This is a genomic window from Rhodococcus sp. NPDC079359, from assembly GCF_040702585.1.
Classification (GTDB): domain Bacteria; phylum Actinomycetota; class Actinomycetes; order Mycobacteriales; family Mycobacteriaceae; genus Rhodococcoides.
This window is the reverse complement of the sequence record NZ_JBFBLH010000002.1, coordinates 643,672-664,239: the sequence shown is the minus strand read 5'-3', so window position 1 is coordinate 664,239 and position 20,568 is coordinate 643,672. Positions and strand designations below refer to the sequence as shown.

Here is a 20,568-nt window from a genome sequence, read left to right as displayed (position 1 = left end):
CACTGAGGTCACTTGTCCCAGAACCGTTCGAGAATCCCGAGCACTTCCGGGGTGGCCGCCATCGTTGTCGCGTGGTCGAATCCGCGGATCACGTGCAATTCTGAGTTCGGTACCAGCGCCGCGGCAGCCCGGGTGTCGTCGAGCCTGGTGCCGTCCTGACTGCCGACGTAGAACAGCGACGGCTGGGTGAACTGCTGCAACGCGTCGTCGGGTAGGCCGGGATCGGCGTCGGACGCCCGAATGTACGCGGCCATGGCCTGGGCGTCGTTGGCGGAGAACACCGCTCGCGTGCCGGCATCGATCGGGAACATACGGTGGCTGTTCCACGCCTCGAGGAACCCGTCCATGCCGCCCTGCTCCAACACGTCTGCGCACCCGGGGAAGAACAGGCGATCGAACGCGCCGGCCTGAGCGCCGTGACTACCGCCGCCGACGGCCAGCGATCGCACTCGTTCAGGAGCCGCTGCCGTCAGCGCCAACCCGGCCCGAGCCCCGAACGAATACCCCAGATAGTCCACGGTCTCCGCGCCCACCGCGTCGAGCACCGCCGTCAGATCGCCGACTATCGTGCTCATCGCGTACGCGTCGGGAGAATGGGGTTTCTCGCTGCGGCCGTGCCCGCGACTGTCGATCAGAATCAACTGCCGAGCTCCGCGTAGCGCCTTCACGTAGCCGAACGTCCGCCAGATCGTGTGCGTCAGAAAACTGCCGTGCACCATCAACAACGGCGGCCCCGACCCCACCACCGTGTACGCGATTCGTGTCCCATCGTCTGCATTCGAGGCGTACTCCACCCCGCAATCCTCCCGAACGAAGTCCACTCAATGTGACATTGACCCCCGAACTGCGCTTGTGGGTCGTTCCGCAGGCTCCACTCCCGTCCACTGAACGTCACATTGACTCCCTACGGGCGGGCGCTTCTTCGGCGGACTCGGGAGACTCGACGGTCGGGGTGAGGTCGACGGTGCGGGTGGTTCCGATGGCGTCGAGGAACGGTCGATCGTGGCTGGCGATGATCAGCGCACCCTCGAATGTGTCGAGCGCGTCGATGAGGTGTTGTCGGCTGGTGATGTCGAGGTTGTTGGTCGGCTCGTCGAGTATCAGTAGTTTCGGAGCAGGCTCGGCCAGCAGTATTCGGGCCAGTGCGGCCCGCAGTCGTTCGCCACCGGAGAGGGTGGCGACGACGGCGTCGGCGTCGGATCCGCGGAACAGGAAGCGGGCGAGTTGGCCGCGGATCTGTTCGGCTGTGGCCTGCGGGGCGACGTCGGCAATGTTCTCGGCGACGGTGCGGGATTCGTCGAAGACGTCGAGTCGCTGCGGCAGATACTTCCACGGCACCTCTGCCCCGGTGGCGTCCAGGGCCCGCAGCAGCGTGGTCTTGCCGCTGCCGTTCGGTCCGATCAGTGCGATGCGCTCAGGGCCCACGATGCGCAGGTCCTCGTGCGCAAGAACCACCTGTCCCGCGTGGACTTTCGTCGCCGGGAGGTCGACGCGTATCTCGCGGTCGTCGCGCAGGAGATCCTCGGCGGCCGACAGGGACGATCGGGCGTCGTCGACGCGGTCGCTGTGGGTTCCGTGGAGTTTGCCTGCCGATTCCTGGGCGGCCCGCTTGCGTCGGCCCGCAAGGATCGGCGGCACGCGCTTGTGCTCTTCCATCTTCTTGCCGAAGCGCAGGCGTCGGTCGAGTTTGATTCGGGTGTCGATCAATTCGCGTTCCTGCTTGCGGACATCGTTCTTCGCATCGCGGATCGTCGCCCGTGCCGCCTGCTGTTCCGCGTCGACGACCGAGCGGTAGTGCTGGTAGTTGCCGCCGAACATGCGCAGCCGGGACACTCCGTTGCGCTCTGCTCGCACCTCGGCGATGGTGTCGACGCGTTCGAGCAGCTCGAGGTCGTGAGTGCACACGATCAGCACACCCGGGTAGCCGTCGACCGCCGTGTACAACCGCTCTCGCGCACCGTGATCGAGATTGTTGGTCGGCTCGTCCAGTAGCAGTACGTCGGGTTGGGCGAGCAATTGTGCGGTGAGTGCCAGCAGTGTCGTCTCGCCGCCCGACAGGGTGCCGACGCGGCGATCCAGGTCGCCCACAGAGCCGACGATGCTGCCGAGGCCGAGTTTGTTCAGCAGTGCCAGAGCGCGTTCCTCGACGTCCCACGCCGATCCGACGATTGTGAAGTCGTCCTCGGTGGAGGAGCCGGATTCTATGCGATGCAATGCTTTTCGCACCGACTCGATGGCCAGCACCCTGTCCACGGGTAGATCGGGGTCCAGTGCGACGTCCTGGCGTAGATGGCCCAGCACGCCGGGAGTCGAGATCGAACCGCGCTGTGGAGTCAACTCCCCGGCGAGCAACTTCAGCAGCGTCGACTTTCCGGCACCGTTGGAGCCGATGAGACCTGTTGTGCCGCTATGAAAGATGACCGACAAGGCGTCGAACACGGGGTCGCCGTCGGGCCAGGAGAACGACAGGTTCGAGACAGAAAGGGAAGATGAATGAGGCATGGGCGCTCCAAAGGTGTGCATGCGAACGATCTGCAGGCGTCTAGAACCTTTGGAAGAGCAATGGCCTCTCCGAATCTGTGGACGACAAGGCAAGGATCACGGTAACCCTGAGCCTGACGTTCGCGCAATCGAATTAGACCGACGGCCCCTTCTTGCGTAGCTCGTCGACCGTCTCCATGGCCCCGCGGAGCTCGTCCAGCCATTCCTGCGTGTGTTCGCCGACCAGCTTGACGGCCCAGGCCAGAGCGTCGGCCCGGGAGCGAGCGACCCCGGCGTCGACGAGGGTGTCGAGGACGCGACGCTCGGGCTGACGCAGGCGTGTCATGACCGGGACGGCGAGGTGGGTGAACAGGACCACCTCGGACCCGGTCCGAACGCCCCACGCGACCTTGCGCCCGTAGCGCTTCTCGGCCTCGTCGGCGATCTGCATGCGGTCGCCCCGGGTGCTTTCGCGGAATCGCGCGATGCGGCCCTCGGTGGCTGCGGATGAACTGTCCTGCTCCACGGGCAGTGTTCCGACGACGACGATTTCCTCTCGGTCGACCTCGACCGAGGCGGCACCGTCGAACCAGGTGTCCGGGAGTCGGCCACCGAACCAATCGGCTGCATCGGTGGCATCCGGAATGTCTGCGTGCTGCCAGCCGCCGGGGCGACCGAACGAGCGACCGTTGGGTTTCATGGGGACTCCTCGGTGGGTGTTGTAAGACTAATTACAGAATTACACCTCATTTCGAGATCGTGCCACCGGTGTTTCGCGGATGCACTGGGGCATGATCGACCCCGTGCGCACTTCGAGAAGACCGACGACTCTGGCCGCGATCGTGTCCGTACTGGCACTGGTGCTCGCCGCTTGCGGGCAGAGTGGGCCGGATCAGCCGCAGACTGTCGCCGAGCAGTTCGTGGAGGCGGTGAACAGCTCGAACATCGACCAGGCCGCCGCGTTGACCACCGACCCGGCAGGCGCGACGGCAGCGCTCACCGAGCTGTACGACGGGTTGTCGGCCGGCGGAACGGTGACGGCCACTCCCGATTTCGAGGCCGTCGACGCCAACGAGGATGCGGGCACGTTCACGTTGAATGCCGGCTGGCGGTTCTCGACGACCACCGACGGCACCGCCGAACCCGACGGCGAGCCGAAGGAGTGGAACTACACCACCTCTGCGACAGCCGCCGAGACCGAGCAGGGCTGGAAGATCACCTGGGATCCGGCGATGTTGGTTCCGGGCCTGACCGCCGACTCGTCGGTGCGTTTCACTCCCACCGATGCGCTCGTCGCACCGCGCATCTTCGACGGCAACGGCGTCGAGCTGATGTCGCAGCAGGTGGTGACCCTCGTCAACGCCGATGCGAAGGCCGATCCGGTGGCGGTCGCGAATCTCGTCGGCTCCGTCGTTTCGGGTGTCACGGCCGAATCGGTGGCAGCGACTGTTGCCGGCGCGCAGGGTAACTCAGCGACGATCGTCACCCTTCGTCAGTCCGATATCGACCCCATCGGTGGTCAGCTCGCGGCCGTCCCCGGAGTCACTCTGGCTCCGCAGACGCGGCTGCTCGCCACCGACCGCAACCTCGTTTCGCCGGTCCTCAACGACCTGACGACGCTGTGGGAGCAGGAGCAGGCCGCCAATCGTGGATGGGCTGTGCAGGCCGTTGCCGCAGACGGCTCCATCACCCCGCTTGCCGGCCGCGACGCCGCAACGGGAGACGACATCGCGACCACCCTGGATTCGGCACTGCAGCTCAAAGCCGAGAATGCTCTCGCGTCGCTGCCGCAACAGGCGGCCATCGTTGCGCTTCGGCCGTCGACGGGGGCGGTTCTCGCCGTGGCGCAGAACGCCGCCGCGGACGCCGAGGGTCCGATCGCCCTCACCGGTCTGTACCCGCCGGGGTCGACGTTCAAGACGGTGACCACCTCGGCTGCACTGCAGTCCGGTGCAGTCACCCCCGATACGGTGCTGCCGTGCCCGGCGACCGAGAACATCGAGGGTCGGCAGATCCCGAACGACGACAACTTCGATCTCGGCAACGTGCCGCTGCACACCGCTTTCGCCAGGTCCTGCAATACGACGATGGGCCGCCTGGGCGTGGCACTCCCACCGAACGGGCTGACCGACGCGGCCGCGCAGTACGGCCTCGGCGTCGACTACGTCACCCCCGGTCTGACGACCGTCACCGGTTCGGTGCCGTCCGCCGACACCCCGGCGCAGCGGGTCGAATCCGCCATCGGTCAGGGGCAGGTGACCGCGTCGCCGTTCGGAATGGCGCTGGTCGCGTCGTCGATCGCGAACAACGGATTGCTCCCACCGACGGTGGTCCCCAGTGAGCCGGGAGTGGGAAACATGCAGCCGGCAGCGGTGAACCCCCAGGTCACCGAGCAGATCAAAGCCATGATGCGCGAAACGATCACCGGCGGCACGGCCACAGCGCTGAACGACATCCCCGGGTTGCTCGGCAAGACCGGCACCGCCGAATTCGGTGCGAACAACGAAGGAGCGCACGGCTGGTTCGTCGGTATCTCCGGTGATCTCGCGTTCGCGGTGTTCGTCAACGACGCCGGCAGTTCGACGCCTGCCATCGACGCTGCGGGTCGCTTCCTGAGGTGAACAGCCTGAGGTGAACCGACCACGGCGTATCCCAATCGTGACCGGCTCGTATGAATCCCGTGCTTGTTACTCGTGTGACTACAGTGAATATTGTGACTCATGAGTTCTATGAGTCGTGCCCGTCGTGGCCCGCGCAAGGTCCGCGGTCGCTACCTCGTCGCCGTTGCAGCATCGGCGACGTTGACGGTCTCGGCAGCGTTCTGGATGGTCGATCGCCCGCCGAGCGAGGCCGAGGTGCTGGTCTCGAAATTCGTCGACGCCCTGGACAACCGAGACGTCGCTGCGGCTGCCGCGATGACGACCTACCCCAACGCCGCGACGGCCGCACTGAACCAGATGTTCGACGGCTTGTCGGCCGACGGCACGTCCACCGGGGATTTCGACCTGACCCAGTACATGGACCTCTCCGACGAGAGTGGCTACTTCACTCTCGCGTCGGCATGGAATTTCGGTGAGGGCAAGGACTGGAAGTACAGCGCTCAGGGCTCGACCAAGAAACTCAGCGTCGGCTGGCGCATCGCGTGGGATCCGGCCACTCTCGTCCCGGACCTCACCTCGGGCGGATCGGTTCGATACACCCGGACCGACGCTGCCCCGCCGCTGATCTTCGACGCCGCGAACAACGTGCTGATGAGCGAGCGAACCATCAACGCCATCTCCCTCGACCCGGCGCAGACGAGCGATCCGGCGGCGTCCACCGCGCAACTCGCAGACGTCATCGATGTCGTCGCACCGCTCATCACTTCCGAATCGATGCTGGCCGAATTGAACTCGTCCGGCGGTGCACCGATCACCGCGGTGACCCTGCGCGACGACGATTTCGCCGTCCTCGAAGACGACCTGCGCGCCGTGCCGGGAGTGGTGGTTTCTCCGCAACCCAAGCTCATCGTCGACGACCGTCGGATCACCTCACCCGTGCTCGATTCGTTGCGAAGCGCATGGCAGGAAGGACGCGACGCCACCGCAGGCTGGGCCGTCGACACCTACACCGTCGACGGAATCGGCGAGCGCCGTGTCGGTTTCCAGGGGCCCGGTGGTCCTGACCTGCACGCGACGCTCGATCCGCGCGTTCAACTCGCCGCCGAGAATGCGGTTGTCATGGCGGGGTCGTCGGCGTCGATCGTCGCTCTGTCCACCTCGACCGGTGCGATTCTCGCTGCGGCACAGAACAGTTACGCGAACGAGCAGGGCGACGTGGTGTTCGGGGGCTCGTACCCGGCCGGCACCGCATCGGAGTTGATCGAGGCGGCACAGTCCGATCGCGGTGACGACAGCGCCGAGGATGCGGCTGCGGCACTGGGTCTCGGTATGAGCTACTCGATGCCCGGACTCGACGCCTACACCGGAACTCCCGCCGACAGTCGCAGCGCGATCGACGGCATCAGGGCCGTGTCGACCGCCTCCGGCGACGAGGCGACGGTGACTCCGTTCGGTCTCGCACAGATGGCGGCCGCGATCTCACGGGGCAGCGCTCCGACTCCGACGATAGTCGCCGGTCAGACCGCGGTCGCGAATCGTGAGTCCCATGCACTCGGGTCGGATGCGGCAAATCGGTTGCGCGGCATCCTTGCCGACTCGTCCCGCAGTAGCGGTCTCGACACGTTCGACGGGGTGCAGGGATTCGCCGGGGAAAGTGGCGACGATCGCTTCGTGCTCGCCACCAGCGGTGATGTCGCGTTCGCGATCTACATCGAGGACGCGGACGGCGGGGATCAGGCAGTGCGCATGACGAGCCGGTTGCTGCAGGAGATGGCGAACCCCGTCGAGTAGGGCAGGAGTGGAGCCTGCGAAATGACCAGGGATTCGGGTCGATCGTTAGGCACGGTAGTTTTATTCGGTGACTGTGCTCGATTTCGGACTCCTGGTGGTGGCCGGGTTCTTCGCCGGGCTCATCGGGTTCGTCACCGGGCTCGCATCGCTGGTCTCCTATCCTGCGCTGCTTGCGGTTGGTCTGCCTGCGGTGTCTGCGAACGTGACGAACACGGTCGCATTGGTCGCGGCCGGTGTCGGGGCGACGGCGAGTTCCTCGGCCGAGCTCGCCAAGGACGGCAAGCAGCTGGTTCGCTACGCGATCTACTCGGCTCTCGGCGGTACCACCGGTGCGGTTCTGTTGCTCAATACGCCGGACGGTTCGTTCGAGGTGGTCGTACCGTTCCTGGTGGCGATGGCAGCCATCGCGCTTCTGCTGCAGCCGAGTATTCGAAAGCTGTCCGGCGGCAGAGAGTTTCCGACGCTCTATCCGCTGGCCCTGTTCGCCGTGGCGATCTACGGCGGCTACTTCGGGGCCGGGGCAGGCGTCATCTTTCTCGCGTTGGCGTTGATCTGCACTTCGGATACCTTCTGGCGCGCAAGCGTTCTGAAGAGCTTCTTCCTCGGCATCGCCAATCTGATTGCGGCGATCATCTTTTCGTTCTTCGGTCAGGTGCACTGGTGGGCGGCACTTGCGCTGGCCATCGGATGTTTCGTCGGCGGTGCCTGCGGGCCACCGACGGTCAAGGTGATCTCGCCGATCATCCTGCGCGTCGGCGTCGGGATTCTGGGGCTCGGTCTCGCCGGGTGGCTGGGGTATCAGGCCTTCGGCTGATGGTCGGTGTTCGGCATGCTCAGCGCAGCCAGCCCGACGGCGGTCAGCGCCAGAAGGCCGAGAATCACGTACGCACCCGAGTAGCTTCCGGTCCATTCGGCGAGCACGGCACCGGCCCAGGGGGCCGAGGCCATCGCGATGACGATCGGCGCAGACATGATGCCGCTCAGATGCCCGTACTGGCTCGGACCCCATCGATCGGTGATGGCGGTGGCCTGGACGAGTGTGAACAGTCCGCGCGCGAGTCCGGCACCGATCGCGACGGCGATCAGCGCCACGACCGAGGTGGCGACGCCGAGCAGGATGGTCGACAGGGCAGTTGCGGCGATGATCCCTACGGTCCTGGTTCGGGTACCGGCGAAGCGTTGCAACGGAAGGTAACCGATGCGGCCGAGCACCTGCCCGGCTCCGCCGAGACCGAGACCCGTTGCCGCGAGAGCGGTATCGGCACCGTGTTCGATCAGCAGCGGAACCAGATTGAAGATTCCGGCGAACGCGACGAAGCCGGTGACGCTCATCGCCGCGGTGAGCATGACGAACGGACGACTACGGACGGTCTGTGCAGCAGTAGGTACTGCTCGCGCGTGCGCGGACTCACCCGTCGACGGCCACTGTCCGCGCAACCCGATCGTGTGCGCTGGAACGGTGACGACCAGTAGGACGACTGCGAGTACGAGATACGTTCGACGCCAATCGGAGTGGCTCGACAGGATCGCGGTCAGCGGAGCGAAGACCGTACTGGCCAGTCCCGCGGCCAGAGTGAGGATCATCAGGGCTCGGACGCGGTCGGTGCCCCACCACCGTGTCAGTGCCGCGAACGCAGGGGGATACAGCACCGCCCCCATGGCGATACCGGCCGCGAACCATCCGAGAAAGAACAGCGGAAGTGTCGGGGACGTCGCGATGAGAACCAGCGCGGGTATCGCGAGAATCGACCCTGCGCTCATCACCCAGCGCGGTCCGCGGCGGTCGAGGATGCGACCGACGGGAACTCCGACCAATGCTGCAACGAACTGGCTGATCGAGAACGCGGCCACGATCGACGTCGTCGACCATCCGGTATCCGCGGAGATCGCAGGCGACAGAACGGGGAAGGCGTAGTACAGAATTCCCCAGCTGGTTATCTCCGTGACGCACAGAACCGACAGGATTCGGCGTCGCCCCGGGTGCGAAATTCCCAGGCGTAACGCCGAATCCACTGCCGCAGAGTCAGTCACGCGACGGTGCGCCGAGAGTGATCAACTCCGGCGCAGCAGGGGCACCGCAGCAACCGCCGCTCGACGGGGCGTCGGGATCGTCGAACAGGCCCGCGCCGCCGCAGACGCCGGTGTCGGGCAGCGTCAGCTCGACCTTCCGTGCGCCCTCGTGATCACCGGCGAGTTCGGCTGCGATGCTGCGAACCTGCTCGTATCCGGTCATCGCGAGGAACGTCGGCGCGCGGCCGTAGCTCTTCATGCCCACCAGGTAGAAGCCGGGCTCGGGTTGGGTGAGTTCTTCGACTCCGTGCGGTGACACCGATCCACACGAATGCATGTTGGGGTCCACCAATTCGGCGACGAACTTGGGTGCCTGCAGCGTGGGATCGAGATCGAGGCGAACCTCGGACAGCCACGACAGATCCGGCCGGAAGCCGGTGAGTGCGACCACGCGATCGACGTTCCCGATGCGAGCGCCGGTATCGCCGACGAGGGTCATCCGATCACCCTCGACCGCAACGGTTTCGGTGCGGAATCCCGATTGCACGGTGAGGAAACCGTCGTCGACGGCTTTCTTGGCGCGTTGCCCCAGAGCGCCGCGAGCAGCGAGTTCGTCGGCTTCTCCGCCGCCGAACACGTCTGCGGTGACGCCTCGGCGCACGGCCCAGGTGAGCGTCGTTCCTGGTTCATCGGCCGCGAGTTCGGCGAAGGTGATGATGGCGGTCAGGGCGGAGTGGCCGCTGCCTGCGATGATCGTGTGCTTGCCCGCGAACTGGGCGCGAATCGCCGGATCGGTCAGATCGGGGACTCGGTAGTCGATTCTGTCGGCGGAGAACTTCTCACCGATGGCCGCAAGCCCTTCGCTACCCAGTGGATTCGGCGATCCCCAGGTGCCCGACGCGTCGACGACCGCGCGGGCGAGCACACGTTCCTCGCTGCCGTCGGAATGCCGGATGTGCACGGACAGCGGCTCGGTGTCGCGGCCGGCGTCGACGACGCGGTCGCGTCCACGGCGGGCTACGCCGACCACTTCGGAATCGACTCGAACAGCGTCTCCGAGGACAGTTGCGAGGGGGGCGAGGTACCGCTCCACCCATTCGCGACCGGTGGCGTAGGTGTCGCCGTCCGGTGCAGTCCAGCCGGTCGGCTCGAGCAACCGTGCGGCAGCGGGATCCACGACCTCGGACCACGGGGAGAACAACCGCACGTGGTTCCATTCGGACACTGCCGCGCCTGCGGACGGTCCGCGTTCGAGAACGACCACGGCAGAGCCGGTTTCGGTGAGATGTGCTGCGGCGGCGAGACCGATGGGGCCTGCGCCGATCACTACTACGGGGTATTCGTTCATGACTGATCTACCTTTCCTCGTCGAGCGAGAGTGTTCACTGCTGCGCGTGCGGTAAGGCCGACGCCGATGAGCGTTGCCGATGCCGGTCCTGTCCAGTCGCCGTACCCCAGGAACATCAGGGTCGACTCGCCATGAATATGATTGTCCTCCAACGTGATCCGAGGTCCGTCGGTGTGCAGGTGCAGCGGTTGCAGATGCCGCAACGCGGGCCGAAAACCGGTGCACCAGACGATCGCATCCAGTTTCTCCGTCGTGTGCCCGTCCGTCACCCCGTCGGCTGTGATCGCCGTGAACATCGGCCGGGCCTGCAGGACGCCGCGATCCCTGGCCTCCTTCACCGGCGGGACCATGACGATGTCGCCCAAGCCTGCGACCCCGCCGGTATCGGTGTCACCCGCTGCCAGCGCTCGGGCGCGGTCGCTGGCGACATCGAACAGCACGCGCCCATCGACGTCGTCGGGCAGGAATTTCGGCTCACGGCTGGTGTACCAGTAGGTATCGGCGACGGTGGAGATCTCGGCAAGTATCTGAGCAGCCGAGTTTCCGCCGCCGACGATCCCTACTCTCTTGCCTGCGAAGCGGTCCGGTGTGCGGTAGTCGGCGGCATGCAGTTGGGTCCCACCGAATTCACGCATGCCCGGGTAGCTCGGCCAGAAGGGCCGAGACCATGTTCCCGTCGCGTTGACGACTGCTGTGGCGGTGTACGACTCGCCATCTGTGTCGATTCGGTAGCCGCCCGGGACCCGACGCACGGCCGTCACCCGGACGGGCCGGTGCACCGGCAGTTCGTACTTCTCCTCGTACGCTCGCAAGTAGTCGACCACATGAGACGCGGGTGGGAAACCGTTGTGCCACGAAGGCATCGGCCAGCCGGGAAGTCTCGAGTACTCCGCCGGTGAGAACAGGTGCAGCGACGGCCAGTAGTCCTGCCAGGACCCTCCGGCATGCGTCTGGTCGTCGAGAACGACGAAGTCGAGCCCGGCTCGTCGCAGGTAGTAGCCGGCGGCCAGTCCTGCCTGACCGCCGCCGATCACCACCACGTCGTACTTCATTCGAGTCAAGCGTCGGTGCCGTGCATTCGAGATGCGAGTTCCTCGACGCGAGCGGCAATATCGTCACGGACCAGACGCATGCGTTCGATGCCGTCGATACCGCGCTCGGACGGCTCGTCGGTGTTCCAGTTCTCGAACGTCGGTCCGTCCACTGGTTCCACGTGTGCCTCGCTGCCGAGGGTGACGACGTAGTCCATGCGGGCGAGCAGATCGGGATCGATCGGCTTGGGTGCTTCGCCCGACAGGTCGACGCCGACTTCGAGAAGAGACTCGGCCGACAGCGCGTTGACGGCGCCACCCGGTTTCGTTCCGGCCGAGTGCACCTCCACCGAATCGCCCGCCGCCTTGCGCATCAGACCGGCGGCCATCTGAGACTTGCCGCCGTTCTTGACGCAGACGAACAGCACGCTGGGTGTCGTCATGACGCCGAACTCTGCTTCGCTGGAACCAGTTCGGCGATCAGGTCTTCGATTCGGCCTCTGATCTCGTCGCGAATCGGCCGCACCGCCTCGACGCCTTTGCCCGCCGGATCGGCCAGTGCCCAATCGCGGTAACTCACTCCGGGGAACACCGGGCAGGCGTCGCCGCAGCCCATGGTGATGACGACGTCGGATGTCTCGACGGCCTCGGGTGTGAGGATCTTCGGAGACTGCGACGAGATGTCGATGCCGACCTCGGCCATGGCCTCGACCGCCGCGGAATTGATGGTCTCTGCGGGTGCGCTACCGGCAGAACGCACTTCGACGGTATCGCCGGCGAGGTGGGACAGAAAACCGGCGGCCATCTGAGATCGACCGGCGTTGTGGACGCAGACGAAGAGAACGCTGGGTGTGTCGGACATAGAGTTGTATGCCTTTCGAGCGCGGAGGCCGATGCCTCAGGCCGGTACGGTGGTGGTGGTCAGCTCGGTGAGCAGTTGGCGGACACGCGCGTCGAGATCATCGCGGATGCGACGCACTTCGTCGATGGATTTGCCGTCGGGGTCGGTCAGTTGCCAGTCCAGGTAGCGCTTGCCGGGGTAGACCGCGCACGCATCGCCGCATCCCATGGACACCACGACATCTGCGGCGGCGACGACGTCGTCGGTCAACGGCTTGGGGAATTCGCTGCCCAGGTCGATGTCGAGTTCTTCCATCGCCTGCACGACGATCGGGTTGATTTCGTAGGTCGGGGCCGAGCCCGCGGATCGGACGTGGACCAGTCCCCGTGCGTGATGTTCGAGCAAGGCCGCGGCCATCTGGGAGCGTCCGGCATTGTGGACGCAGATGAACAGCACCTCGGGCACGAGTTTCGGTGCGTCACCCTGTGATTGGGCGAGTGCAGTGAGACGATCCGCGGCGAACTTGCCGGCCAGAGTGGTCAGGTGCGTGTGAATCTTCGAGGTTCGACGCAGTGCGGTGTAGGACTCGAAGACGTAACGCTCGACGGTTTGGGTGGAGAAGATGCCCTCGTATTCCGCAGCGAGTCTCTCTGCGGTGCGCGAGAGAATTGCTTGGGGCATCAACAGTTCGGGCTGGGCGCGGTGGCTGCTGGGAGAAAGGTTGTCGGACATCAGGACTCCTTTGTCGCTGTGGTCGCGGACGAACTCGGGGCGAAGCGTTTACGCAGTGCGAGCGAGACGTAGACGAGGCCGACCAGTACCGGCACCTCGATGAGTGGTCCGACGACTCCGGCGAGTGCCTGCCCGGATGTCGCGCCGTAGGTCGCGATCGCGACGGCGATGGCGAGCTCGAAATTGTTGCCTGCCGCGGTGAACGCGAGGGTGGTGGTGCGCTCGTAGCCCAGACCCATCGCGGCACCGAGGGCGTAGCCGCCGCCCCACATCACCGCGAAGTACACCAGTAGAGGCAGCGCGATACGCACCACGTCGAAGGGCTGTGACGTGATCTGATCACCCTGCAGCGCAAAGAGAATGACGATGGTGAACAGCAGGCCGTAGAGCGCCCACGGGGCGATCCTGGGGATGAACTTCTCCTCGTACCACTCGCGGCCCTTGGCGCGTTCACCGAAGAAGCGCGAGGCGAATCCCGCAATCAGCGGGATTCCGAGGAAGATCAGCACCGATTTCGCGATCTGCCAGGGCGAGGCCTCGATGGTCGTCTGCTCCAACCCGAGCCAGCCGGGCAGGACGGAGAGGTAGAACCATCCGAGGATGGCGAACATGAAGACCTGGAACACCGAGTTGATCGCCACCAGAACCGCGGCGGCTTCCCGGTCGCCGCAGGCGAGGTCGTTCCAGATGATGACCATCGCGATGCATCGAGCCAGGCCGACGATGATGAGACCGGTGCGGTACTCGGGCAGGTCGGGCAGGAAAAGCCATGCGAGAGCGAACATCAGGGCCGGACCGAGGATCCAGTTGAGGACCAGCGACCCGATCAACAGGCGCTTGTCGCCGGTGACGGTGTCGAGACGGTCGTAGCGCACCTTGGCCAGCACCGGGTACATCATGATCAGCAGGCCGATGGCGATCGGGAGCGACACGCCGTCGATGGAGATGGACGACAATGCGTCGTTCAGCCCGGGGATCATGCGTCCTAGGATCAGGCCGACGACCATGGCCACACCGATCCATACGGGCAGGAACCGGTCGAGGGTGGAGAGCTTGCCGACTACGGCAGTATCGGTCGTCGTACTCATACCATGACCTCCGTTGACTCTGCAGCGTTCAGCACTGCCGACAGTTGCTGCAGCGCAGCGGGAATCACCGAGTAGTAGACCCAGGTGCCGCGTCGTTCGCAGTCGAGCAGCCCCGCCTCGCGCAACACCTTGAGGTGATGGGAAATGGTGGGCTGCGACAAGTCGAATGCGGGGGAGATATCGCAGACACACGCTTCGCCGCCTGCATGACTGGCAACGAGGCTGAGCAGACGCAGGCGGACTGGATCTCCCAGTGCCTTGAACATCCGGGCCAGATCTCCGGCCCAATCCTCGGTCAGGGGTTCGTGGATCAGCGGCGAGCAGCACTCGCCGTCGACGGACGACCGGTCTTGGTTCGACATGCGTCTATATTGACGTTCATCGAACCAGCCGTCAAGTGAACAGTTGCCGAACGCGGACCAGTCGATAGGCGACACCGAGCACGACCACGACGATTCCGACGGCAATGGAGGTGGCGGGCAGCGTGGCAATCAGCACGACGCATCCGATACTGCCGACGATCTGCAGAACCTTGGGGTACCGCCGGTTCTCGGTGTCCTGGGTATGGGCGCTCAGGTTCGCAACCAGGTAGTACAGCAACACCCCGAACGACGAGAAGCCGATGGCGTTCCGCAGATCGACGACAAGAACGAGGACGCAGACGATCACTGCCAGAGTGATCTCGGCGCGATGCGGAACCGAGTAGCGCGGATGCACCGCGGTCAGATACGACGGCAGGTCGTGGTGGCGGGCCATTGCCAGTGACGTGCGGCCGATGCCTGCGATCAGCGCGAGGAGGGCTCCCAGCGCGGCCAACGCCGCGCCGATGCGCATCAGCGGTGATGCCCACGAATGCCCCGATGCGACAACCAGATCGACCAGAGGAGCCGACGAAGACGCCAGTGAGTCCGGGCCCAGTACCGACAACAGGGTGAAGGCAATCACGGCATAGACCAGCAATGCGATACCCAGGGCGGAGACGATGGCGCGCGGAATGGTGCGTTCGGGTCGAACGACCTCCTCGCCGAGGGTCGCTATGCGGGCGTAGCCGGCGAAGGCGAAGAACAACAGGCCGGCCGACTGCAGAATTCCGTACCACCCGCTGTCGGTGAACGAGCCGAGCCCGTCGACGTTCGGCTCGATCGAGCCCGTCAGTCCCAGGACGACACCCACGACGAGCACGGTGAGCACGGCGGCGACCAGAATCTTCGTCAGCACGGCCGTACGGGTGATGCCGAAGTAGTTCACTACCGTCAACGCAACGATGGCAAGAACAGCAACGACTTTCGTGTACCCAGCAGGTGCGACGTAGGCCGCGAACACCAGCGCCATGGCTGCGGAACTGGCGGTTTTGCCGATGACGAAGCTCCACCCGGCCAGAAAGCCGGGCCACTCGCCGAGCCGCTCTCGGCCGTAGATGTACGTTCCGCCCGACGTCGGATACTGCGCGGCGAGCTGCGCCGACGAGGTGGCGTTGCAGAACGCGACGACCGCAGCGATGCCGAGCCCGATCAGCAGACCCGTGCCCGCGACGGCCGATGCGGGGGCGAACGCCGCGAACACCCCGGCTCCGACCATCGAACCGACACCGATCGCGATGGCGTCGAACAGCCCGAGTCGACGGGCGAGCGATGGCGGATTCGTCATGCCAGGAACCGATTGTCGATCACGGCGACAACTGTAGGTGCTGCACCCGACTCAGCGTCGATCCTGTCAGCGCAGTTCCTGGAACTCCGATAGCAGCGCGAAGGTGGCCTCGCACAATTCGGTCTGCGTCAGCAGGATGCCGACCGTCCCGTCCGGGTCGACGAAGAAGTCGGTGCCCTGCCCGCCGGACCATCCGTAACGACCGAGGTGCTCGCCTTCGGTGACGACCGAGACGCCGAATCCCCACCCCGTACCAGGCCAGAAGCCCGGGTAGAAACTGTCGTCCGTCTTGATCGAGGCGGGCACCTGGTCGTGTGTCATCAGCTCCAGGTGCTCGGTCGATACGGACGTGGGGATCGCACGGAGAAAGCGATGAAAATCGGTCACGGTCGACACCAACTCGCCGTGACTCACGTCGACTGGGGGCGGTCCCGCATAGGGTCCGCCCGCGGCGGGTTCGGTCTCGATCAACGACCCGTCCTCGTACCGGTACGCCGCCGTCAGGCGATGGCATCGGTCTGTCGGTACCCACAGTCCGGTGTCGGGCATGTCGAGTGGCCCGAACAGGTCGTCGCGGAGGTGATCCTGCAGAGACCGGCCGACGATACGAGAGACGAGGATGCCGAGGATCGCGAAGCCGTGGTGGTAGCGCCACCCGGAACCGGGCTGAAAAGCCAGCGGAAGATCCGCCATACGTGCCAACCACTCGTCCGCGCCGAGCGGAGACGGCGCGGGCCCGGCTTCCGTGTCGTTGTCCCTCATCGCCCGGGCGAGCGGGGTGTCTCCCATCTGAATTCCGTACCCACTGGTGTTGGTGAACAAGTGCCGCAACGTGATCGGCCGGTCCTGCGGAACGGTGTCGTCGAGTGCAGCGTCGGGACGGGTGAGCACAGGGCAGTCGGCGAGTTCGGGAAGCCAGGACACGACGTCGTCGTCCAGCGTCAGCCGGCCCGCCTCCACGAGCCGCAGGGCGGCCACACCGGTGACGATCTTGGTCATCGACTGAATCCGGACCAGTGCGTCGACCGCCATCGGTGGACCGCCGACCGCCGATGACCCGACCGCGACGGGTTCCGCATCGGGGCCACCCAGGAGCGCTGTTGCTCCCGGCATCAGTCCAGCGTCGATGTGCCGGGTCAACAGTTCGCGCACGGTCTCGCTCACGGACTCATCGTGTCACCGCAGCGGTCCGGATTCCAGCGCTCGCTACTTTTGATACACGTCCGGGATGCCGTCGTGATCGTCGTCGCGGGTTTCTTCGGTGTGGATGTCCCGGTATGCCTTGTTGCGGCTGCGCAGGATGACGGCGGCCAGCGATGCCGCGATGATCGAACCGGTGAGGACGCCGACCTTGACGTGGTCGTCGCGCTCGGTTCCTTCGCCGAAGGCAAGGTCGCCGATCAGCAGCGAGACGGTGAATCCGATACCCGCGAGCATCGAGACGCCCAGGACGTCGAGCCATTTCAGTCCGGCGTCCAACGTCGCCCGGGTGAAACGGGATACGAGGTAGGTGGTGCCGAAGATGCCGATGGCCTTACCGATGACGAGGCCGGTGATGATGCCGATGGCGATCGGATCGGTCAGTGCGCTGGCCAGGCCGGAGAATCCGCCGACGGTCACACCGGCCGCACAGAATGCGAACAGGGGAACCGCGATGCCCGCCGAGATCGGCCGAATCTTGTGCTCGAAGTGCTCGGCGAGGCCGGGGCCTGCTTCGGGGCCACCGTTGGCCTTGCTGCGCATCACCGGAACAGCGAAGCCGAGCAGCACGCCCGCGACGGTGGCGTGAACGCCGGACTCGTGCATGAGTACCCAGGTCACGACCGCCAGCGGGATGAGAATCCACCACGAGCGGACGCGCATCTGCACGGCGACCGCGAACAGCGCGAGCGGAATCAGTGTCAGGCCGAGCGCGATGAAGTTGATGTCGTCGGTGTAGAAGATGGCGATGACGCTGACGGCCAGGAGGTCGTCGACCACAGCCAACGTCAGTAGGAAGGTACGCAGCGCGGTCGGCAGGTGGGTGCTGATCACGGCGAGGACGGCAACGGCGAACGCGATGTCGGTCGCGGTGGGGATTGCCCAACCGAGCAGTGCGCCGTCTCCGGTGCCGAGGTTGATCAGCACGAAAATGACTGCCGGAACTGCCATTCCGCCGATCGCCGCGGCCACCGGTAGTGCGGCGCGCGCGGGATCGCGGAGATCGCCTGCGACGAATTCCCGTTTCAGTTCGAGTCCGACGACGAAGAAGAAGATGGCCAACAGTCCGTCGGCGGCCCATGTCGAAAGCGTCAGATCGAGATGCAGCGCCGACGGTCCGACGCGGGTGCTCATCAGCGAGTCGTAGGCAGCGGACCACGGTGAGTTGGCCCAGACCAAGGCGATGAGGGTGGCGACGAGGAGCAGTGCGCCACCGACGGTCTCCTTGCGGAGGATCTGTGCGACGCGATCTGCCTCGGACCAGGAGCCCCGGGAGAACAGCGGCAATCGCGTTTTCGGGGTTGATGAATCTGTCACGGAGAGAACGCCTTTCGGTAGCTTCGTCGAGCTGCGAACCGACCGAACATCAGGCAGTGGGTACGCAGCACAGAGTTGTTGCCGACCAGACTTCCCGGCGCACCGTGGATCATCCTATCGCGTCGAGGCCGTTCCCGACGAACTCGCAAGTCAACGAACGCTCGGCACGAATTTCGCCAGTGCACGCCAACCCAGTAGCAGAACTGCCGTGGCCAGTGTTGCCACGACGATGAACGACCCGGCTGTTCCCTGCCCGGTCAGTGCACGCAGCACCATGCCCACGACAACCGTCATCACCCACACGACGATGCCCGTCGGGACGATGAGAAAAGCGTCGAACTTGTTGCGGTACAGAGCAAACGCGACGACCCAGCCGATGGCGGCACCGACGACGAACGGCCAGGCGGTGTGGAACAGGCCGGACAGTGCGGTGGCCTCGGCGTGACTGCGCCGACCGATCGCGGCGAAGAGCAAGACCATGGCCAGATCGAGGACGCCGGCAACTACAGGAGAACGAAACTTCACGCGCACCACTGTAGACACCGACGGCGAAAGACCCGCACCGACGAATGCGATGCGGGCCTTTCGCTGGTCCACCCAGGGCGGATCAATGTGGGTTTCAGTCAGTTGGACTGCAACAAAGCCGCATTGATCCGGCGGGGGAGGGGGTGAAGCGGGGCGGGATTACGCCTGCAGGCCCGCTTCGATTTCGAGGTTCAGCGTGATCTTGTCGCCGACGACAGCGCCGCCGCCTTCGAGGGGCATGTCGATGCTGATGCCGAAGTCCTTGCGGTTGATGACGGTGCTGGCCTCGAAGCCGGCGACCGGTCCGTTGCCCATGCCGGCGTTGACGCCGTTGAACTCGAGCTTCAGGTCGATGGAGTTGGTGACGCCGTGGAGGGTGAAGTCGCCGGTGACGATGAAGTCTCCGCCGTCGGCCTTGACCGAGGTGGACTTGAACGTCGCGGTGGGGAACTTCTCGACCTCGAAGAAGTCGGCGGTCTTGAGGTGGCCGTCGCGCTGCGCGTTGTCGGTGGTGATGGACGCGACGTCGATCTCGGCGTCGACGGACGGGGTGCCGTCGGCGTCGACGGTGATGGTGCCGGTGAAGGCCTGGAAACGGCCGCGGACCTTGCTGACCACCAGGTGGCGGACGGTGAATCCGACGGTGGAGTGGGCCGGGTCGATGGCCCAGGTGCCTGCGGTGAGCTCGGGAAGTGCGATGGCGGTGGTCATGAGGACTCCTAGTTGGGTTGAAGGTTCAAACTCATAGTACACAAGCGGACCGGGGTCCGTATATATTCCGGGTGAACAGAAAGTGACGGACGCCATACCGTGTGGGGAGTGACTACGCGGTTTCCGGATCGCCCTTGGTGTCGCGGATGCCCTCGGTGCGCCGCAGCTCGGCGGTCTCCTGCTGCTCGAGCGCGATGTCGAATTCCAGATCGGCGTGCTGATGCCCCCGGAACAGCACGAGAAACACGATCCACCCGACGATGGCGACGAGGATGAAGCTCACGCCGCGATACACCAGCGCGGAGGCCACGGCCTGCGATGCGCTGATCGAGGCAGCGCTGGTGAGGAATGCGATGAGGGTCGCGTCGACCACCACCAGGCCGCCGGGTGCGAGAGGAACCGATCCCACGGCCTTGCCCGCCGCGAACGCGATCAGCAATCCCGACAACCGGGGATCCGCGCCGACGGCGAAGCAGGCGAACGCCAGGCAGGCGACGTCGGCGAGTCGATGCACGGCGGACCACGACAGAGTGAGCGCGCCGTCGCGTTTGCCGAGCTGGACGGACTGGATCTGACCGATGATCTTGTCGATGCCCTCGGCACCGGCGTCGAGCTCGTGGTTGCGGAACGCGTTGTATCGACGCAGTCCCCAGCGCGCGATGTTCTTGATCGACTGCGGATGGTTCGAGATGTAGCGGACGGCGACGACGATCGCGATGACACCGGCGATCGGCAGAACCAGGGTGAAGGTGTTGAACGAACTCCCGACCACCAGTCCGCCTGCTACGCCGAGGACGGCAAGACCTGCAGCGGCGATCACGCCCGAGATGGCCAGCTGCCAGGACGCGACGACCGGGCTCGCACCCCAGCGGCGGGTCTCGCGGTAGGTGAACGCGGTGGAGAACACCTGGCCTGCGGGGAGGGTGAGCGCCATTGCGGTGCTGCCGTAGATGACGGACACGGACTTGCGCTGGCGTACTTTCACACCGCCTGCGTCGAGCAGTTGCTTCTGCACTCGGCCGAATGCACTCAGCGACACGGCCTGGGCGAAGACGCAGGCCGCCAGCCAACCCCAGTGGATTTCGCGGACGGCGGTCCAGGATTCGTGCAGCCGCGGCCAGAGGTAGATCGCCTCGCCCACCAGCAGGGCCACCAGGGCGATTCCGGCGATCCACTTGGCCCACCGGAGTCGGTTGCGCGGACGTCGTACTGCGGGTCCGCTGGTGGAGCTGGGGTCGGGCACCCT

The 20,568-nt window shown here is 65.4% G+C and carries 20 protein-coding genes; 3 read left to right on the top strand and 17 right to left on the bottom strand.

The annotated features are described in order from the left end of the window. Positions 1-8 precede the first annotated feature (8 nt). The 3 genes from AB0362_RS07750 to AB0362_RS07740 form a co-directional block, all read right to left on the bottom strand. The gene (locus tag AB0362_RS07750) at positions 9-794 is read right to left on the bottom strand and encodes an alpha/beta hydrolase (RefSeq protein ID WP_366235441.1); all 786 of its coding nucleotides are present in this window, start codon (positions 792-794) and stop codon (positions 9-11) included. Positions 795-891: 97 nt separating this feature from the next. Then, positions 892-2,502, bottom strand: coding sequence for an ATP-binding cassette domain-containing protein (locus AB0362_RS07745; protein WP_366235383.1), 1,611 nt, complete (start codon positions 2,500-2,502; stop codon positions 892-894). Positions 2,503-2,635: 133 nt separating this feature from the next. Continuing rightward, positions 2,636-3,181 carry a hypothetical protein gene (locus AB0362_RS07740; RefSeq protein ID WP_366235382.1) on the bottom strand — a complete coding sequence of 182 codons (546 nt, stop codon included), beginning with the start codon at positions 3,179-3,181 and terminating at the stop codon, positions 2,636-2,638. Between the two features lie 91 nt (positions 3,182-3,272). Between AB0362_RS07740 and AB0362_RS07735 the strand changes: the two genes are divergently transcribed. The 3 genes from AB0362_RS07735 to AB0362_RS07725 all read left to right on the top strand — a co-directional run bounded on the left by AB0362_RS07735 (position 3,273) and on the right by AB0362_RS07725 (position 7,686). Further along, positions 3,273-5,102 carry a penicillin-binding transpeptidase domain-containing protein gene (locus AB0362_RS07735; protein ID WP_366235381.1) on the top strand — a complete coding sequence of 610 codons (1,830 nt, stop codon included), beginning with the start codon at positions 3,273-3,275 and terminating at the stop codon, positions 5,100-5,102. Between the two features lie 108 nt (positions 5,103-5,210). Next, on the top strand, positions 5,211-6,872 hold the full coding sequence (locus AB0362_RS07730; protein WP_366235440.1) for an NTF2-like N-terminal transpeptidase domain-containing protein: 1,662 nt from the start codon (positions 5,211-5,213) through the stop codon (positions 6,870-6,872). A 67-nt stretch (positions 6,873-6,939) separates the two neighbouring features. Next, entirely contained in the window at positions 6,940-7,686 is a 747-nt protein-coding gene (locus AB0362_RS07725; RefSeq protein ID WP_068049019.1) for a sulfite exporter TauE/SafE family protein, read from the top strand. On the opposite strand, the gene AB0362_RS07720 is transcribed toward AB0362_RS07725, so the two are convergent. The 14 genes from AB0362_RS07720 to AB0362_RS07655 form a co-directional block, all read right to left on the bottom strand. Continuing rightward, positions 7,671-8,903: an MFS transporter gene (locus AB0362_RS07720; RefSeq protein ID WP_366235380.1), complete on the bottom strand. Its 1,233-nt coding sequence runs from the start codon at positions 8,901-8,903 to the stop codon at positions 7,671-7,673. The genes AB0362_RS07725 and AB0362_RS07720 overlap by 16 nt on opposite strands. Further along, entirely contained in the window at positions 8,896-10,230 is a 1,335-nt protein-coding gene (locus AB0362_RS07715) for an FAD-dependent oxidoreductase (protein ID WP_366235379.1), read from the bottom strand. Before AB0362_RS07715 ends, AB0362_RS07720 begins: the two co-directional genes overlap by 8 nt. Then, on the bottom strand, positions 10,227-11,282 hold the full coding sequence (locus AB0362_RS07710; protein ID WP_366235378.1) for an ArsO family NAD(P)H-dependent flavin-containing monooxygenase: 1,056 nt from the start codon (positions 11,280-11,282) through the stop codon (positions 10,227-10,229). Before AB0362_RS07710 ends, AB0362_RS07715 begins: the two co-directional genes overlap by 4 nt. 5 nt (positions 11,283-11,287) lie before the next feature. Next, a complete protein-coding gene (locus AB0362_RS07705; protein WP_366235377.1) occupies positions 11,288-11,704 on the bottom strand; it encodes a low molecular weight phosphatase family protein in 417 nt (138 codons plus the stop codon). Beyond that, entirely contained in the window at positions 11,701-12,123 is a 423-nt protein-coding gene (locus AB0362_RS07700; RefSeq protein WP_068049031.1) for an arsenate reductase ArsC, read from the bottom strand. Before AB0362_RS07700 ends, AB0362_RS07705 begins: the two co-directional genes overlap by 4 nt. Positions 12,124-12,159: 36 nt before the next feature. After that, positions 12,160-12,834 (bottom strand): arsenate reductase ArsC, encoded by a 675-nt coding sequence (locus AB0362_RS07695; RefSeq protein ID WP_094640490.1) that lies wholly within the window; start codon positions 12,832-12,834, stop codon positions 12,160-12,162. Continuing rightward, on the bottom strand, positions 12,834-13,922 hold the full coding sequence (gene arsB, locus AB0362_RS07690; RefSeq protein WP_068049037.1) for an ACR3 family arsenite efflux transporter: 1,089 nt from the start codon (positions 13,920-13,922) through the stop codon (positions 12,834-12,836). Before arsB ends, AB0362_RS07695 begins: the two co-directional genes overlap by 1 nt. After that, entirely contained in the window at positions 13,919-14,284 is a 366-nt protein-coding gene (locus tag AB0362_RS07685; protein WP_149406963.1) for a metalloregulator ArsR/SmtB family transcription factor, read from the bottom strand. Before AB0362_RS07685 ends, arsB begins: the two co-directional genes overlap by 4 nt. Positions 14,285-14,315: 31 nt before the next feature. Next, on the bottom strand, positions 14,316-15,569 hold the full coding sequence (locus AB0362_RS07680) for an APC family permease (protein ID WP_366235376.1): 1,254 nt from the start codon (positions 15,567-15,569) through the stop codon (positions 14,316-14,318). Between the two features lie 66 nt (positions 15,570-15,635). After that, a complete protein-coding gene (locus tag AB0362_RS07675; protein WP_366235375.1) occupies positions 15,636-16,733 on the bottom strand; it encodes a serine hydrolase domain-containing protein in 1,098 nt (365 codons plus the stop codon). A gap of 42 nt (positions 16,734-16,775) precedes the next feature. Continuing rightward, positions 16,776-18,086 (bottom strand): Na+/H+ antiporter NhaA, encoded by a 1,311-nt coding sequence (nhaA, locus tag AB0362_RS07670; RefSeq protein ID WP_366235374.1) that lies wholly within the window; start codon positions 18,084-18,086, stop codon positions 16,776-16,778. Between the two features lie 150 nt (positions 18,087-18,236). Next, a complete protein-coding gene (locus tag AB0362_RS07665; protein ID WP_255183304.1) occupies positions 18,237-18,611 on the bottom strand; it encodes a DUF3054 domain-containing protein in 375 nt (124 codons plus the stop codon). A 159-nt stretch (positions 18,612-18,770) separates the two neighbouring features. Continuing rightward, the gene (locus AB0362_RS07660) at positions 18,771-19,322 is read right to left on the bottom strand and encodes a YceI family protein (protein WP_149406966.1); all 552 of its coding nucleotides are present in this window, start codon (positions 19,320-19,322) and stop codon (positions 18,771-18,773) included. A 112-nt stretch (positions 19,323-19,434) separates the two neighbouring features. Next, positions 19,435-20,565, bottom strand: coding sequence for a YbhN family protein (locus AB0362_RS07655; RefSeq protein WP_366235373.1), 1,131 nt, complete (start codon positions 20,563-20,565; stop codon positions 19,435-19,437). Positions 20,566-20,568: the final 3 nt, after the last annotated feature.

Coding starts and splice junctions, on each gene's coding strand:
- AB0362_RS07745 (WP_366235383.1), bottom strand. CDS start 2,502: ATGCCTCATTCATCTTCCCTTTCTGTCTCGAACCTGTCGTTCTCCTGG.
- AB0362_RS07740 (WP_366235382.1), bottom strand. CDS start 3,181: ATGAAACCCAACGGTCGCTCGTTCGGTCGCCCCGGCGGCTGGCAGCAC.
- AB0362_RS07735 (WP_366235381.1), top strand. CDS start 3,273: ATGATCGACCCCGTGCGCACTTCGAGAAGACCGACGACTCTGGCCGCG.
- AB0362_RS07730 (WP_366235440.1), top strand. CDS start 5,211: ATGAGTCGTGCCCGTCGTGGCCCGCGCAAGGTCCGCGGTCGCTACCTC.
- AB0362_RS07715 (WP_366235379.1), bottom strand. CDS start 10,230: ATGAACGAATACCCCGTAGTAGTGATCGGCGCAGGCCCCATCGGTCTC.
- AB0362_RS07710 (WP_366235378.1), bottom strand. CDS start 11,282: ATGAAGTACGACGTGGTGGTGATCGGCGGCGGTCAGGCAGGACTGGCC.
- AB0362_RS07705 (WP_366235377.1), bottom strand. CDS start 11,704: ATGACGACACCCAGCGTGCTGTTCGTCTGCGTCAAGAACGGCGGCAAG.
- AB0362_RS07700 (WP_068049031.1), bottom strand. CDS start 12,123: ATGTCCGACACACCCAGCGTTCTCTTCGTCTGCGTCCACAACGCCGGT.
- AB0362_RS07695 (WP_094640490.1), bottom strand. CDS start 12,834: ATGTCCGACAACCTTTCTCCCAGCAGCCACCGCGCCCAGCCCGAACTG.
- arsB (WP_068049037.1), bottom strand. CDS start 13,922: ATGAGTACGACGACCGATACTGCCGTAGTCGGCAAGCTCTCCACCCTC.
- AB0362_RS07685 (WP_149406963.1), bottom strand. CDS start 14,284: ATGTCGAACCAAGACCGGTCGTCCGTCGACGGCGAGTGCTGCTCGCCG.
- AB0362_RS07680 (WP_366235376.1), bottom strand. CDS start 15,569: ATGACGAATCCGCCATCGCTCGCCCGTCGACTCGGGCTGTTCGACGCC.
- AB0362_RS07660 (WP_149406966.1), bottom strand. CDS start 19,322: ATGACCACCGCCATCGCACTTCCCGAGCTCACCGCAGGCACCTGGGCC.